The sequence below is a fragment of the Streptosporangium sp. H13245 genome (assembly GCF_055690525.1).
Window position 1 is genome coordinate 833,800 of record NZ_JBSZKT010000001.1, and the last position, 15,144, is coordinate 848,943.

Below are 15,144 nucleotides of genomic sequence, written 5' to 3' on the forward strand. Positions count from 1 at the left end.
TCGGTATAAGCCGGTCGTGAAGGGGTAGCGGGTGCCGCCATGAGCGACGTTCGGACGGGACCGGTGACCACGAAGGTCCCCGCGCGGTTGGACCGGTTGCCATGGTCACGATGGCACTGGATGGTCATCATCGGGCTCGGAACCGTATGGATCCTCGACGGCCTCGAAGTGACGATCGTCGGAAACCTCTCCGCCCAGCTGGCCAAGGAGGGCAGCGGCCTGGCGATCACCCAGGCCCAGGTCGCGGGTACCGCCGCCGCCCTCTACGTGGCAGGGGCGTGCCTGGGGGCGCTGTTCTTCGGCTGGCTCACCGACAGGTTCGGCCGCAAGAAGATGTTCATCATCACGATGGTCGTCTACCTGGTCGCCACCGCCGCGACGGCGTTCTCGTTCTCCGCCTGGTGGTTCTTCCTGTTCCGCTTCCTGACCGGGTTCGGCATCGGCGGTGAGTACGCCGCCATCAACTCGGCCATCGACGAGCTCATCCCGAGCCGCCACCGGGGCAGGATCGACATCATCATCAACGGCAGCTACTGGCTCGGCGCCGCGGGCGGCGCGCTGCTGACCGTGCCGCTGCTCAACAACCTGCCGCTGAACATCGGCTGGCGCGTCGCGTTCGGCATGGGCGTGGTGCTCGGCCTGGCCATCCTGCTGGTGCGCAGGAACGTGCCGGAGAGTCCACGCTGGTTGTTCATCCACGGCCGTGACAAGGAGGCCGAGGGGCTGGTCGACGGGGTGGAGAAGCGGATCGAGCGCGAGAAGGGCGTCACGCTCGACGAGCCCTCGCAGTCGATGACCATCCACCAGCGCAGGTCCATCGGTTTCGGCAAGATCGCGCACACCATGGTCGCCCGCTACCCCAAGCGGACGGTCCTCGGCCTGTCGCTCTTCATCGGCCAGGCGTTCCTCTACAACGCCATCACCTTCGGGTACGCGCAGATCCTGTCGACCTTCTTCGGCATCGAGACCGAGACCGGCTACTACTTCGCCGTCATCGCGGTGGGCAACTTCCTCGGCCCTCTCCTGCTCGGGCGGTTCTTCGACACGGTCGGCCGCATCCCCATGATCTCCGGCACCTACATCGGCTCGGGGGTGCTCCTTCTCGGTACGGCCTGGCTGTTCAACCAGGGGGTACTGACCGCGGTCACGCTCACCGCCTGCTGGTGCGTGGTGCTCTTCTTCGCCTCCGCCGGGGCGAGCGCGGCCTACCTGACCGTCAGCGAGATCTTCCCGATGGAGACCCGGGCCATGGCCATCGCGTTCTTCTACGCGATCGGCACCTTCGTCGGCGGCGTGTCCGGGCCGCTGGTCTTCGCCAACCTCGTCGAGAGCGGCAGGCCCGGTGACGCCGCGTTCGCTTTCAGCATCGGCGCGGTTCTCATGATCGCCGCAGGGCTGGTGGAGCTCTTCCTCGGGGTCAAGGCCGAGGGCAGGGGGCTGGAGGACATCGCCGAGCCGCTGAGCACCGCCCGGGACTGAGCTGGGCGGTGTGGTTCCGGCTTGACAGCGGACGCGTTCGCTCCGGGGGCTGAGGAACCGGCCGAGAGGCGCGGTCGCTTCGGGAGCCCGGATTGAGTTGACAGGCGTGGCTTCGCCGGGAGTCCGGGAGTCCGTGAGTGAGAGGTGCGGCTTCGCCGGGAGTCCGGGACCGACGGGTGCGGTTGCGCTGGGAGTTTGACGGTCCCCTGTCGCGGCAGGGGACCACATAAGATCTTTTTTCGTGATCGATCGGAATGACCGTGATCGACCTGCCGGGCTGAACACCGTCACCCGCACCGTGATTCTGCTGGAGGTATGCATGCGTGGTACAGCTCGTGCGTTCACCGTGACCACCGCGGCCCTCGCCCTTGGACTGACCGCCTGTAGCGCGGGTGAACCGGCCGACGGCCGGCCGGTCAAGCAGGCCGTCCCCAAGGCCGGCGAGGAGACCAAGAAGCCCGAGAAGCCGGCGGGACCCGTCACGCTGAAGTACTGGACCTCCTCCCCGCCCGAGGCCGCGCTGAAGAGGGCGATCACCGCGTTCGAGCAGACGAACCCCGGTATCGAGGTCGAGCTGCGCACCTTCGACGAGGCCGACTACCGCGAGCGGCTGCCCGAGGCGCTCGCCGGTGGCGAGGCACTCGACGTCGTCGGTCTCCCGATCCCGACGATGACCCGCTCCGTCGCGAACCGGCTCCGCCCGGTCGACGACTGGAAGGACAAGGTCTCCGGCGGCTGGGTCGACGAGCTCGACGAGAACGCGGTGAGGCAGACGGAGAAGGCCGCCAAGGGCGGCACGCTCTACTCCGTCCCGATGGGTTCCAGCGGCGGCGCGGTCATGTACTACAACGCCGGTCTCCTGTCCGAGCTGGGGCTCTCCTTCCCCAAGACGGCCGCCGACCTGGAGTCCGTCGTCATGCGGGTCAAGAAGGAGATCCCCGGCCTCCGGCCGGTCGTCTTCTCCGGCGAGCCGCGTCAGCAGGAGGAACTGCTGTTCACCATCGCGGGCCAGACCCACCCGACCCTCTCCGACGACCTGCTGAGCGGCGGCAAGCCGTGGAACGGCCCCGAGATGGTCTCGGCCCTGACCGCCTACGGGTCGCTGTTCGACAGGGGGGTGCTGGCGAAATCGTCGCTGACCCTCAAGGGCGACCGCCCGGCCGAGCTCTTCCGCTCCGGCAAGGCCCTGTTCCTGGTGGACGGCTCGGGACAGAGCCGGATGCTGTCCACCTCCTACCGCAAGACCACGAAGACCTCCGTCAAGAAGATCGGCGCCGGGCCCTTCCCGACCGTCCTGTCGGGGGCCAAGCCCGCCGTCCGCAGTACGGCCGAAGTGGGCCTGGCCGTTCCCAAGAGCTCCAAGCACGTGGCCGAGGCGGCCACGCTGATCGAGTTCCTGACCACCGGCGACGGCGTCTCCAGCTGGGCCGGAGACCTGGCGCTGATCCCCGCGCACGAGGACTTCCGGGTGGACTCGTCCGTCTTCGCCACCTCCGAGGGCAAGGACGGCTACGCCGCGATCCAGGACCTCGTCAGAAGCGGCGGTTCCCTGAACGTCCCCGACGAGGTCTTCCTTGAGCGCGCGGAGGGCGACGCCATCCTCGACGTCGCCCGCGGCAGGCTCACCGCGAAGAAGGCGGCCGACCACCTGCAGAAGGAGTGGTCCCGAGGCCAGTGACGGCCCCATCCGGCCTCCCCGCCGACCGGCCCGGTGACGGCCCCTCGACGGCCTCCCACGGCCCGGCCGGTGACGGCGCTCTCTCGCTGAGACGTCCGGCCGGGTCAGGCGTCCACGGGCCGGAAGGTGCGGCGGTAGGCCATCGGCGAGACGCCGATGGCCACCTGCAGATGCTGGCGGAGCGAGGCCGCGGTGCCGAACCCCGACCGCAGGGCGACGCCGTCCACCGGCAGGTCACTGGTCTCCAGGAGCCGCCGGGCCAGCTCGACCCGCTGCAGGATGAGCCACTGCCCCGGGCTGAGGCCCATCTCGTCGCGGAAGCGCCGGGTGAAGGTGCGACGGCTCATCCGGGCGTGGGCGGCCAGCTCGCTGAGGGGAAGCGGCTCGTGCAGCCGCTCCAGCGCCCAGGCCCTGGTCGAGGCGGTCGTCGCGGTGGCCGGGGCGGGAAGCGGGCGCTCGATGAACTGGGCCTGGCCACCGTCGCGCCACGGCGGGACGACGCACCGCCTGGCCACGCGGTTGGCCACCTCGGTGCCGTGGTCGCGCCGGACGATGTGCAGGCAGAGGTCGACCCCCGCGGCCACCCCGGCCGAGGTGAGCACGTCCCCGTCGTCCACGAACAGCACGTCCGGGTTGACCTTGACCTGGGGGAACAGCTTCTGGAAGTGGGCGGCGCTGCTCCAGTGGGTGGTCGCGGGCCGGTCGTCGAGCAGCCCGGCCGCCGCGAGCACGTAGGCGGCGGTGCAGATCGAGACCAGGCGGGTGCCCGGCCGGATGCGCGCGATCGCGGCGGCCAGGGGTTCGGGGAGCCGTCCCTCGGTGGAGATCGTGCCGAGGGCGTGGGTGGCCGGGATCACCACGGTGTCCGCGCTCTCCAGGACCTCGGCTCCGTGGTCCACCGCGATCGCGAAGTCGGCGTCGGTGCGTACGGGGGCGCCGTCCACGGTGCAGGTGATCACCTCGTAGAGCCGCCTGCCGTCCGGGCTCTTGGCGCCGCCGAAGATGCGCGGCGGGATGCCCAGTTCGAAGGGGATCACACCGTCCATGGCGAGCATGACGATCCTGTGCATGGCCCGATTCTTCCACAGGGAGATGACCCGATTCTTGTACGGGGAAGGTGCGGGCCATCACCGCCGAGATCACCTTCCGTGGTTCGGCCGGGGTCGCCCTTCGCGGTTCGCCGAGATCACCTTCTCCGGGTCGGCCGACAGGGGGAGGCGGAGGACGAGCCGGGCGCCGCAGCCGATGGTGCTGTCGGCGGCGTAGAGCCGCCCGCGGTGCGCCATGGCGATGTCCCTCGCGATGGGCAGGCCCAGGCCGGTTCCCCCGGCGTCGCGGCTGCGCGCCGAGTCCAGGCGGGTGAACCGCTGGAAGACCCGTTCCCGCTCTCCCGCCGGGATGCCGAGCCCGTCGTCGGTGACCTCCAGCACGGCCTCGCCCCGCTCGCTCCCGACCCGGACCCGTACCTCGCTCACCGCGTGCCGGTCGGCGTTGGTCAGCAGGTTGGTCAGCAGCCGGTCCAGCTGGACCCTGCTGCCCCGCACCACGACGCCCGGGTCGAGTTTCAGCAGCACCTCGTGCCGGGTCGGGCGGCGCTCCACCTCGGAGGTGACCAGCTCGGCGAGGTCGATCGGCTCCGGCGTGCCCCGTACTCCGGCGTCGAGGCGGGCGAGCAGCAGCAGGTCCTCGATGAGGGCCTGGAGCCGCTCGGCGTCCGCCAGCGCGGAGCACATCGTCTCCAGCGGGTTCTCCGACTCCGACTCCGGGTCGGAGATCGCGAGTTCGAGTTTGGTGCGCAGCCCGGTCAGGGGGGTGCGTAGTTCGTGGGAGGCGTCGGAGGCGAAGCGGCGCTGGTTCTCCACGGCGTGCTCCAGCCTTTCGAGGGTCGCGTTGATGGTCTCGGTGAGCTGCGCCATCTCGTCCTCGGAGTCGGGGACGGGCATCCGGCGGCTGAGGTCGGAGGCGGTGATCTCGGCCATCTCGGCGCGGATCCGCTCCACCGGCGCGAGCGTACGACCGGCGAGGTACCAGGTACCCCAGCCGAGCAGCGCGAGAAGCCCCGAGGAGAAGAGCGCCAGCGTGATCTCAAGGAAGTTGGTGCGGAGCGAGGGGGGTTCCGGCACCGCCGCGTAGACCATGACGTCGCCGTAGACGGAGTGGTCGGCCCGGAAGCCCACGGTGATGTAGCAGGCCCGTTCCCTTGAGGGGAAGCTCACGCACGACGTCCCGTCCACCCGTGTGTCGCCGGGGGCCGGGCGCATCCGGGTGATCGGGGGCGCCCCCTCCATGGCGGGGCTGGCGGCGACCACCCGGCCGTCGCTCGCGACGACCTGGATGCGGTTGATGCGGTTGATCGGGAAGACGACGGCGTTCGCGACGCCCTTCTCGATGTCCTGGGCCGTCTTCACGGCCGCTTCGGCGACCGCGTTGACGAGGTCGGTCGACAGCCTGGTCTCCACGATCTGCCACGTCGCGAACGCGCCCATCCCCAGAGCCAGGGCGAACACGATGATCGCGATGAGCGTCACCCGACCCCGGATCGAACGCGGATGTCGCAATACAGATACCCCCCCGAAAAGCGGCTTTCCTCCTCAAAAGACACGCTTTTGACTATTTATAGGTGATCGGTATTAATCCACGGGCAAAGCCCGGCCAAGCTCTGATGCCCGTTCGGCGGTGAAGGGCAATGATTCCCATCCGGCCGGGGCCGGGAGGGTATCGGCGCGGCCTCCGGCCCCTCGGCGACAGGTCGATCATTCCCCCGCGGACCGCCGCGATGTCTCCCCGGCGGGACGATCAGGCGCCGGTGCACGAGTCGTGGGTCGCGTCGAACCCCTTCAGGCTCTCGGTGTCGTCGCGGGGAAGCGGCTTCAGGCCCTTCCAGTCGTCGCCGATCGTCAGGACGAGCCTGCCGGTGGTCGCCCGGCGGACGGGCAGCGGACTGGAGGCGAGCAGGTCGCGGCTGAGGGTGGGCGCCTTGACGGCGCCGTTCGGCGAGTAGGCGATCGTGGTCGTCGGGTACGGCTTGCGGGACGCGTCGCCGATCCTGGCGACGTGGTAGCCGCGCTCCTCCAGCTGGACGGCCACCAGGGTGGCCAGCCCTGACCGCATGGTCCCGTTGCGCACCTCGACCTGGATCTTCGACCGGGGCACCCTGGTCTGGCCGCCCTTGACCCCGGAGCCGGTGATCGCCCGGTCCGTCGCGACGATCCTGAACAGCCTGCCGCTCTGCGGCTGGACCCACTCCACCCGGCCCGGGTGGACGAGCGAGTAGCGCCACGGGGTGGTGATGAAGTGGATCTGTCCCGCGGCGAGCCCCTGCGCGCTGGTCGCCAGGTCCTTCATGACGCCCGGGGTGAGGCCGGGGTCGGTGGTGACCGACTTCGTCGCCGCGTCGAGGAAGCCGAACAGCCGGGTGGGGTCGGTGAGCGTCTCGCCGCTCATGACCTTCTTGACCATGGAGGCGATGAACATCTGCTGGCGCTGGATGCGCCCGATGTCCGATCCGTCGCCCAGGCTGTAGCGGGCCCGTACGTAGCCCAGGGCCTGCTCGCCCCCGAGGTTCTGGCGCCCGGCGGCCAGGTGGAGCAGCGCCTTCTTGTCGTTGATCGCCTCGGGTACGCAGATCTCCACGCCGCCGACCGCGTCGACCATGCCCTTGAAGCCGGTGAAGTCGACCTTCACGAAGTGGTCGATGTGGATGCCGGTGAGCGACTCGACGGTCTTCCAGGTGCAGGTGATGCCGCCGGAGTTGAACGACTCGTTGATCATGCCCACGTGCGGTCGCTGTCCGGGCAGCCCCTGCCTGGCCCGGCAGGCGGGAAGCTGGACCATCGAGTCACGCGGGAAGCTGATGACCATCGCGTTGTCCCGCTTCGGCGAGATGTGCGCGAGCATAATCGTGTCGGTCCGTTCGCCCGCCACCCGGCCGTACCTCGCGTTCTTGCCGCCCCGCTGGTCCGAGCCGACGACCAGCACGTTCAACGCCCTGCCCGCGGCCTTGGCCGGGCGCCGCCCGAGGTCCTCGGCGGAGACCTCGACGTGCTTGACGTTGCCGGTCAGCTTGACGTACGCGCCCGCCACCGTCCCGGCCGCCACGAGCACCACGGCGGTGACGGCGGCCACCACCCACCACAGCCACCTGTGGCGCGGCCGGGACGGGCGCCCGCCGGGCGGCGCCGGAGGCGGCTCGGTGGGTGGTTTCGGGAATGCGTCGATCAACCCGCTGCTCACGTGACTCCCGGGGGGGGAAGAGGCCACGGCGTGGGCCCGTGACCGAGGAGCCGTACTCCGGCCGTCGCCGAGTTTACTGATCTACCGGTGTGGCGGATCCCGTACGGGCACGTCCCGTGTGGAGATATGTGTCCTGTTACGATCCGCCGGTGATTATCCGTGACGGGCATCTCGGCGACGTACCCGCCGTGCTGGCGATGTTCGACGGCGCGGTGGCGTGGCTGACCTCCCTGGGCCGTACCGGCCAGTGGGGCGGCGAGCCGTTCTCCGCCGACGCGGCCCGTGTCGAGCGGATCACCTCGTGGGCGACGTCCGGCGGGATGCGCGTCGCCGAACTCGGCGGCCGGCCCGCGGGCTGCCTGGTCGTGGGGCCCGCGATGCCCTACGTCACCCCCGCTCCCGAGCCCGAGCTCTACGTCCAGGGGCTGGTCGTCGACCGGAGGTTCCACGGCCGGGGGGTCGGGGCCGCCCTGCTGGGACGCGCCCGCGCCGAGGCCGCCGGGCTGGGGATCGGGCTGGTGCGGGTCGACTGCTACGCCGGTGACGACGGCCGGCTGGTGGCGTACTACGAGAGCCAGGGTTTCACCAGGACCGAGAGCTTCAGGGTCGGCGACTGGCCGGGCCAGATCCTGGAGACGAGGCTTCCCATCACCACCACGGGCTGAACGTCCCGCGTCGAGCAAGTTCGTGCCGGGTGGCCGGTGCTTCCGGGTGACCTGTGCCTGCCGGTTCGTGCCGTGAGTGATCTCGCGGCGGGGCGTCACGATCCACCCGGGGGGCGTCACGCGCACGAAATCTCCGTACGAGAGGATTGCCGGGGATTTACCATCGTTTGGGGGATTTGTGGTTGGCGCTCTCGATCACCGCTACCGCGGTGAGCACCCAATCCGCACGCTCGCCTACCTCTTCAGGGAGGACCGCCTCAGACTGCTCGTGGCGGTTCTCGCCTTCCTGGTCAAGCACAGTCCGACCTGGCTGCTGCCGCTGATCACCGCCAACGTCGTCGACATCGTGGTCGCCCGCGCCCCGATCGCCCACCTGTGGGTCAACGCGGGAGTGCTGCTCGCCCTGCTGCTCCTCAACTACCCCCTCCACCTGCTCTACGTCCGCTGCCTGCACGGCGCCATCCGCCGGATGGGGACGGACCTGCGCTCCGCGCTCTGCCGCCGCATGCAGCAGCTCTCCATCGGCTACCACGCGCGGGTCAGCGCCGCCGTACTCCAGACCAAGGTCATCCGGGACGTCGAGAGCGTGGAGCAGACCAGCCAGCAGGCGGCCGACATGGGGCTGTCCGCGCTCACCATGCTGGCCGGGGGCCTGGTGGTGATCGCCGTGCAGGTGCCCGCCGCGATCCCCGTCTTCCTGGTGGTCGTACCCGCCGCGGCCCTGCTCGTGATGCGGATGCGCACCCGGCTGCGCGACGACAACGAGAGCTTCCGCCGCGAGGTCGAGCAGCTGTCCAGCCGGGTCAGCGAGATGACCACGCTCATCCCGATCACCCGCGCGCACGGCCTGGAGCAGGACGCCCTGCACCGCGTCGACGGCACGCTGACCAAGGTGCTGCGCAAGGGCCTCCGGCTCGACCTGCTCAACGGCAGCTTCGGCGCGCTGGCCTGGATCCTGCTCAACGCGCTCGGCGTCGCCTTCCTCACCGGTTCCGCGCTCGTCGCCTACTACCAGGTCATCCCCATCACCGCGGGCGACGTGGTCATGCTCACCAGCTTCTTCGCCACCCTCACCGCCGCCGTCACCTCGCTGCTCACCCTCACCCCGATGATCAGCAAGGGGCTCGCGTCCGTAAGGTCCATCGGCGAGGTCCTCCAGGCGCCCGACCTGGAGCACAACGCGGGCAAGGAGGAGGTCGACTCCGTCCGCGGCGAGGTCGAGTTCCGCGACGTCGGGTTCTCCTACGGCGAGGAGAGCGCGATCACGGGGTTCGACCTCACGGTGCGTCCCGGTGAGACGATCGCGCTGGTCGGCCCTTCCGGGGCGGGAAAGTCGACCGTGCTCAACCTCGTCATCGGCTTCCTGCGGCCCACCTCGGGCCGGATCCTGCTGGACGGGCGCGACATGGAGACGCTGGACCTGCGGACCTACCGCAGGTTCCTGTCCGTCGTGCCGCAGGAGTCGATCCTGTTCGAGGGCAGCATCAGGGAGAACGTCACCTACGGCATGGCCGACGTTCCCGAGGACCGGGTGCGGCGGGCGCTCCAGGACGCCAACGCGCTGGAGTTCATCGACCGGCTCCCCGACGGCCTCGACACGGTCGTCGGTGAGCGGGGCGCCCGGCTGTCGGGCGGGCAGCGCCAGCGCCTGGCCATCGCCCGCGCGCTGATCCGCGACCCGCGCGTGCTGATCCTGGACGAGGCCACCTCCGCCCTGGACACCCGCTCCGAGGCGCTCATCCAGGAGGCGCTGACCCGCCTGGTCACCGGTCGTACGGTCCTCGTCGTCGCCCACCGGCTGTCGACCATCCGGGGCGCCGACCGCATCGTGGTCATGCGCGACGGAGGGATCGAGGAGATGGGCACCCACGAGGAGCTGATGCGGCTGCGCGGCGCCTACGCCGGGCTGCAGGGCGCCCAGCTCGCCTGAGAAACGCCTGAGAAACGAGGAGGGTGCGGAACCCGTCACGGGTCCCGCACCCTCCTGTACTGCGGTGGGCTCAGCCCGCGGTGCCCGTCGACGACGGGTAGATGCGGAGCCAGTCCACCTCCATCCACGCCTCACCCGAGCTGCCCTGGCCGGGGAACCAGTCCAGCTGCAGGCAGACCGACATCGAGCTCCTGGTGGAGTTGGCGGAGCGGAACCACTCCTGCCCGTCGATGTAGCCGACGACGCTGTTGGGAGTGACCTCCACTGCGTAGGTGTGCCAGGTGGTCATGTCGATGTTGGCGTGGGCCTGCTCCTGCCCCTGGGGGGTGTGCAGGAAGAAGTTCGGCCGCTGCCTCTCCGGGTCGTCGATGACCTCCAGGAAGTCGATCTCCTCACCGGTGGAGCTCCGCACGTTGCCGCCGCCCTCCGTGGGCCACAGCAGGGCGACGGGGTGGTACGACCCGGCACCCGCGTACAGGCGGATACGGGTCTCCCAGCGCCCGTAGGCCTGGTCGTGACGGGCGGCCAGACCGGCCGTGGTGCCGTCCTCGCGGCCGTACAGGTAGAGCGCCCCGTTGCCGAGGTAGAGCTGCTGCGGGGAGCGGCGGCCGTTACCGGCGTGCCCGGCCGAGTCGTAGAACACCCAGTCGGACTCGTCGAGGTAGTCGGCGTCGAACTCCGCGCACCAGGCCGGCGAGCCCCAGTTGAGGGCCTGCGCGGCGCTGGCCTCGCCGGTGGCGACGGGGGCGCAGGGAGCCGTGGAGACCACCTCTCCCTGGGCCGCGCTGAGGGTGCTCACCGTCAGCGCGGCCACCATGCTGAGTACGGCCACCCGTACGTGGGATCTGGTGATCATGGTTACTCCTCCCAGGATCTGGCGCAGAGTGTCGAGGGACTGAAGCTCCAGCAGCCGGTGCTCGTCGGGTTGGGGGCCGACGACGCGGACGTGCTCGGCAGCTGCCGGGCGGGTGAGGCGGGCGGTGCGAACACCCAGCGTGGCGCTCCCGCGGGCTCCTGGTTGGCGATCAGCAGGACGCCGGGGAACTCCGCGGTACGGCTCCGCCAGGGCGCGAGGCTCCAGCACGAGGCGATGTCCTCCGGCTTACAGAAGTCGGAGGTGGAGCGCTTGAGCGGCGGCAGGGGCAGGACGGTGTTGGCCGAGGGCGCCGGGGACGGGGCCGCCATCGGGGCCCGGGTGCTCTGGATCGGCTCGGTCAGGAGGGAGGGCTCGTAGACGCCGGTCCGCGTGGGCGCGGGCCGGGGCGCGTGGGTCACCCAGCGCGGCGGACCGGTACGCGGCGGGGTGGCGGTGGTCGTGGGGGTCGCCGAGGGCTTCGGCGTTCCCTTCGGCGGGGTGGTGGGCTTCGGGGTCGTCGACCGGGTGGGCGTGGGGGTGGGGGTGGCGCTCGGCACGGGGGTGGTGGCGGTCGCGGTCGGGACCGGGGTCGCCGTGGTCGTGGTGGTCGGAGCCGGGGTCGCGGTGGTCGTCGGGGCCGGGGTGGCCGTCGCGGTGGCGGTCGGGCTCGCCGTCGCCGTCGCGGTGGCCGTGGGAGCGGGAGTGGTGGGGGTCGGCGTCGGCGCGGGGTTGGTGGCCGTGCCGGAGGGGGTCGGTGTCGCCTTCGGCGGCTGCGGCGTCCCGCTCGACGTGGGCGCGGGGCTCGACGTGGACGACGAGGTGGCGCTGGGCGACGGTGCCGGGGTGCCGGGGGCGGAGGTCGCCGTGGACGTCGCCGAAGGAACCGGAGTGGTGGGGGCGGTCGGGGCGGACGTCCCCGACGGGACCGGGGTGGGCAGCGGGACGGGAGCCGTCCTCGGCGGCGCCGGGGCGGGCTTCCTGGCCTTCGGGGGCGCGCTGGTGGTGGGCTTGGTGTTCCTGGGCGGCCTCCTGGTCTCGGGAGGCGTGTCGGTGGGCCTGGTGTTCCTCGGGGGCGTCGCCGTCTCCGGGGGCGTTTCGGCGGACCTGGTGTTCACGGGCGGGTCCTCGGCGGGACGCGACCTCCGGGTCGGCGGGTTCGCCGGCACCTCGTTCCTGGGCCGTACGGCTTCCCGCGCCCTCGTCTCCCGAGGGGGAACGTCCTCCGTGCGCGGCGCGCTGTTCCTCTCGCCGGGACGGTTACGGGACGTGGGAGGGGGGCCGTCGGTCTCGGGTGGCGCCGCCCGTTCCACGGGGGCGCGGCGGGGTCTCGTCTCGGTGGGCGGGTTCCCGTCCGGCCGGGAGGGGGCGCCGCCGTCCGCGCGCGGGTTCTCGTCCGGTGCCGGGCGGGAGCGGCTGTCCGAGGGCGGGTTCCCGTCGGGCGTCGAGCGGGAGCCGTCGCCCGAGGGGGGACTGTCCGGGCGGGAGGGGTTCGCGGCCTCCGGGGGGAACTCCTGTCGTACGGGAGGAGGGCCTGCGGGGGGAAAACCGGCGGGGGGACCGGCGAACTCCTGCGACGATGAGCCGGAGCTCATGCCGGGATCCGCCACGGCGGCCCACGGCTGGGCGATGACCGCGCTTGTCGTCGCGGAGACCGCGGCCAGCAGAAGGCCGGAGAGTAAGGTGACACGCCGGGACGAGCTGCGTGGGGGCATTGATCGCTCTTCCTGGATCTATGGGGTGGGCTCTGGGCCGGAGATGGGTTTCCAGCCCGCGGCGGTGAACTCGGGGGTGCCCGGGAGGGCGACCGGCGGCACGGAGGTGGCGAGGGGGTCGGGGACGTTCACCCAGTCCCCCTGGTTCGCGCCGCGCATGCCGGGTTGCCAGACCATGAGCAGGCTCATGGCGTATGGGCTCGAATAGGTTGGATCGGTGTCGCCGACGCCCTTGGTCGCGGTCACCTGGACCAGGACCGAGACCTGCACCTGATCCTGGGCGCGGGGCTTCCACTGGACGCCGATCGTCCGCGTCCGCATGGCGGCGCCGTCGGGGAGCGCCCCGTCCTTGGGAAGGCCGAGGATCTCCCGCCATCCCGCGACGGCCTCGCGGGCACCGGCCCGCGCCGCGTCGTGCTCCTCGGGCCGCGCGTACAGCACCGCGGCCTGCTCGGCCTGCTCGGCGTCGAGGGTCCACGCCGCCTCCAGCGCCGCGGCGGCGGCGGAGGCCGCGCCCAGCTCGGTGCGGGGGAACCCGACGGGGTAACCGGCCGCGCCCTCGTAGGCGGAGGGCGGGGCGAGGAGAACGGTGTCCCCGACGGCCTTCGGCGCGGAGGCGTTCACGGGGGTGGGATCGGATCGGAGGAGCTGCCATGCGCCGGCCGCCAGCAGGATCGTCCCCACGATCGAGACGACCACGATGAGCATCCGCCGCCGGGCGCTTGGCGGCGGGCCCAGATCCCAGTTCAGCGTGGGATCGTCGGCGACCGGCCGCACTAGTGGCTCCGGTCGGGGCGCTGCCCGAAGGTCTGCCCGGCCGCCGCGGCCAGGCGGAGGTACGCGCCCCGGGTCGTGGGCCGGAGGCGGACCAGGTCAACCTCGGCACCCTCCTTGAGGTGCGGGTCGTAGGGGATGCGGATCACCGCGCGGCAGCGGGAGGTGAAGTGGCGCTCCAGCAGGTCCAGGTCCACGTCGGACTTGGGTTCCACGGCGTTCAGCACGACGATGGCGTTCCTGACGAGGTCGGCGTGGCCGTGGGCGGTCAGCCAGTCCAGCGTCGCGGCGGCCGAGCTCGCCCCGTCCACCGCGACCAGGCTGACCAGCACGATCTGGTCGGCCAGCTCCAGCGTCGCGCCCATGGCCCCGTGGAGCAGGCCGGTCCCGCAGTCGGTGATGCAGATGGAGTAGTAGCGCTCGATGAGCCCGGCGACCGTGCGGTAGTCCTCGGCGTTGAACGCCTCGCTCACGGCCGGGTCGGTGTCGGAGGCGAGGACCTCCAGCCGGGCGGGCGACTGGGAGGTGAAGGCGCGCGCGTCGGCGTAGCGCAGGATGTGGGGGGCCTCGGCCAGCATGGTACGGATGGTCGCGGCCGTCTCGGACTTGACCTTGATCCCGAGGGTCCCGCGATCGGGGTTGGCGTCGATCGCGATCACCCGGTCGCCGCGCAGGGAGGCCAGCGTGTTGCCGAGGGCGACGGTCGTCGTGGTCTTGCCGACCCCGCCCTTGAGGCTCATGACCGCGATCCGGTGGTGCCCGCTCGCGACGGGGGTCTGGGCCTGCGCCATCAGCGTGCGCCGTTCCAGCTCCGCCGCCGACTCCGCGGGGATGATGCGCTTGCCGGACAGCTGCCAGACGAGACGGCGCCACCCCCCGGCGGGTTCCGGGCGGCGGTTGGTGAGCAGGTGCTCCGCGGTGAGCGGGACCGATTCGTGGAACTGTTCGGGTGGAGTCGGCGGGGTGGGTGGGGTGGGCGGCGATGTATGGATGTGGGGAGAGGTATCCGTCATTGCCCTGGTCCTTTCTCGAAAAGCGATCTTGGGGGGATGGGATCGTCAGCAGGTCCGCCAGCGCACCGTCGTACCGATCGAGTCGTCGAGCCCGTGGACGGTCATCGGGGCGGTGACCGAGGCGGGGGCGCCGCACCAGTTGCGGACCCGGTGGGCGCGCAGGTTGATCACCTGGGTGACCCCTTCCCGCAGCGTGCCGCTGGAAGGGCTCACGGCCAGGCCGGGAGCCGATATCCGCCATTTCAACGGCTCTCCCGAGATGGTGAGGACCATGCTTCCCAGGCCGAACTCGTCCAGCGTCACCACGGGCGGGACCCGCAGGCGGGAGGCGAGCCCGTCCTGCCGCGACGGCGCACCGGCGGCGGGGGGCGGGGACCGGGTGGCCTGGCTGGTGGACGCCTGCAGCGAACTCGTGGGCTCCTCGGACTCGATCGCGGGGCCGAGGAGGTTCATCCCGGTCAGGGTGCCCGCCGCGCCCGCCACGACGATGATGACGATCTTGATCGTCGTGTTCTTGATCCGGGTACCGGCCCAGCTGAGCGCCTCCAGCACGCGGATCCCCATCTCGATCCGCTCCTCGTCGGGGCGGTCGTCGGGTTCGGTGTGGAAGCGCAGCGCGGGAACCTGGGCGTCGTCGAGCACCCCGGCGTCACGCGCCCTGGAGCCGCGTACTCCGGTGTCACGGGCCCTGGAGCCGCGCGTCCCGGTGTCACGTAACCCGGGGTCGCGCACACTGGGGGGCGGTGGCCGAGTACTCGGCGCTGCCGCACGGCGTCGCCGTCTTCCCCGGCGACGCCGGAGTCC

Annotated in this window: 12 protein-coding genes; 5 read left to right on the forward strand and 7 right to left on the reverse strand. The window is 71.3% G+C overall.

Going from position 1 to position 15,144, the window contains the following annotated elements:
• The first annotated feature begins 39 nt into the window (after positions 1 to 39).
• Both ACW9TB_RS03935 and ACW9TB_RS03940 read left to right on the forward strand, forming a co-directional pair.
• Positions 40 to 1,479 (forward strand): MFS transporter, encoded by a 1,440-nt coding sequence (locus ACW9TB_RS03935; RefSeq protein ID WP_472746500.1) that lies wholly within the window; start codon positions 40 to 42, stop codon positions 1,477 to 1,479.
• Positions 1,480 to 1,798: 319 nt separating this feature from the next.
• Positions 1,799 to 3,157 (forward strand): ABC transporter substrate-binding protein, encoded by a 1,359-nt coding sequence (locus ACW9TB_RS03940; protein ID WP_472746501.1) that lies wholly within the window; start codon positions 1,799 to 1,801, stop codon positions 3,155 to 3,157.
• A gap of 104 nt (positions 3,158 to 3,261) precedes the next feature.
• On the opposite strand, the gene ACW9TB_RS03945 is transcribed toward ACW9TB_RS03940, so the two are convergent.
• From ACW9TB_RS03945 to ACW9TB_RS03955, 3 genes are all read right to left on the reverse strand, one after another.
• Positions 3,262 to 4,227 (reverse strand): GlxA family transcriptional regulator, encoded by a 966-nt coding sequence (locus ACW9TB_RS03945; RefSeq protein WP_472746502.1) that lies wholly within the window; start codon positions 4,225 to 4,227, stop codon positions 3,262 to 3,264.
• Positions 4,228 to 4,296: 69 nt separating this feature from the next.
• Positions 4,297 to 5,685, reverse strand: coding sequence for a sensor histidine kinase (locus ACW9TB_RS03950; RefSeq protein ID WP_472746503.1), 1,389 nt, complete (start codon positions 5,683 to 5,685; stop codon positions 4,297 to 4,299).
• A gap of 268 nt (positions 5,686 to 5,953) precedes the next feature.
• Positions 5,954 to 7,390, reverse strand: coding sequence for an LCP family protein (locus ACW9TB_RS03955; RefSeq protein ID WP_472746504.1), 1,437 nt, complete (start codon positions 7,388 to 7,390; stop codon positions 5,954 to 5,956).
• Between the two features lie 149 nt (positions 7,391 to 7,539).
• On the opposite strand from ACW9TB_RS03955, the gene ACW9TB_RS03960 reads away from it, so the two are divergent.
• Both ACW9TB_RS03960 and ACW9TB_RS03965 read left to right on the forward strand, forming a co-directional pair.
• Complete coding sequence (locus ACW9TB_RS03960) at positions 7,540 to 8,055, forward strand: GNAT family N-acetyltransferase (RefSeq protein WP_472746505.1); 516 nt, start codon at positions 7,540 to 7,542, stop codon at positions 8,053 to 8,055.
• A gap of 178 nt (positions 8,056 to 8,233) precedes the next feature.
• The gene (locus ACW9TB_RS03965; protein WP_472746506.1) at positions 8,234 to 9,985 is read left to right on the forward strand and encodes an ABC transporter ATP-binding protein; all 1,752 of its coding nucleotides are present in this window, start codon (positions 8,234 to 8,236) and stop codon (positions 9,983 to 9,985) included.
• A gap of 70 nt (positions 9,986 to 10,055) precedes the next feature.
• Here the strand turns inward: ACW9TB_RS03965 and ACW9TB_RS03970 are convergent, their stop codons facing one another.
• The gene (locus tag ACW9TB_RS03970; RefSeq protein ID WP_472746507.1) at positions 10,056 to 10,841 is read right to left on the reverse strand and encodes a glycoside hydrolase family 16 protein; all 786 of its coding nucleotides are present in this window, start codon (positions 10,839 to 10,841) and stop codon (positions 10,056 to 10,058) included.
• 2 nt (positions 10,842 to 10,843) lie between these two features.
• Positions 10,844 to 11,260, reverse strand: a complete 417-nt coding sequence (locus tag ACW9TB_RS03975; protein WP_472746508.1) for a hypothetical protein — start codon at positions 11,258 to 11,260, stop codon at positions 10,844 to 10,846.
• On the opposite strand from ACW9TB_RS03975, the gene ACW9TB_RS03980 reads away from it, so the two are divergent.
• Positions 11,232 to 12,761, forward strand: coding sequence for a hypothetical protein (locus tag ACW9TB_RS03980; RefSeq protein WP_472746509.1), 1,530 nt, complete (start codon positions 11,232 to 11,234; stop codon positions 12,759 to 12,761). The two genes, ACW9TB_RS03975 and ACW9TB_RS03980, sit on opposite strands and share 29 nt — an antisense overlap.
• A 568-nt stretch (positions 12,762 to 13,329) precedes the next feature.
• Here the strand turns inward: ACW9TB_RS03980 and ACW9TB_RS03985 are convergent.
• Both ACW9TB_RS03985 and ACW9TB_RS03990 read right to left on the reverse strand, forming a co-directional pair.
• Positions 13,330 to 14,340: a MinD/ParA family ATP-binding protein gene (locus tag ACW9TB_RS03985; RefSeq protein ID WP_472746510.1), complete on the reverse strand. Its 1,011-nt coding sequence runs from the start codon at positions 14,338 to 14,340 to the stop codon at positions 13,330 to 13,332.
• A 45-nt stretch (positions 14,341 to 14,385) separates the two neighbouring features.
• On the reverse strand, positions 14,386 to 15,072 hold the full coding sequence (locus ACW9TB_RS03990; RefSeq protein ID WP_472746511.1) for a hypothetical protein: 687 nt from the start codon (positions 15,070 to 15,072) through the stop codon (positions 14,386 to 14,388).
• Positions 15,073 to 15,144: the final 72 nt, after the last annotated feature.

Coding starts and splice junctions, on each gene's coding strand:
- ACW9TB_RS03935 (WP_472746500.1), top strand. CDS start 40: ATGAGCGACGTTCGGACGGGACCGGTGACCACGAAGGTCCCCGCGCGG.
- ACW9TB_RS03940 (WP_472746501.1), top strand. CDS start 1,799: ATGCGTGGTACAGCTCGTGCGTTCACCGTGACCACCGCGGCCCTCGCC.
- ACW9TB_RS03945 (WP_472746502.1), bottom strand. CDS start 4,227: ATGCACAGGATCGTCATGCTCGCCATGGACGGTGTGATCCCCTTCGAA.
- ACW9TB_RS03970 (WP_472746507.1), bottom strand. CDS start 10,841: ATGATCACCAGATCCCACGTACGGGTGGCCGTACTCAGCATGGTGGCC.
- ACW9TB_RS03985 (WP_472746510.1), bottom strand. CDS start 14,340: ATGACGGATACCTCTCCCCACATCCATACATCGCCGCCCACCCCACCC.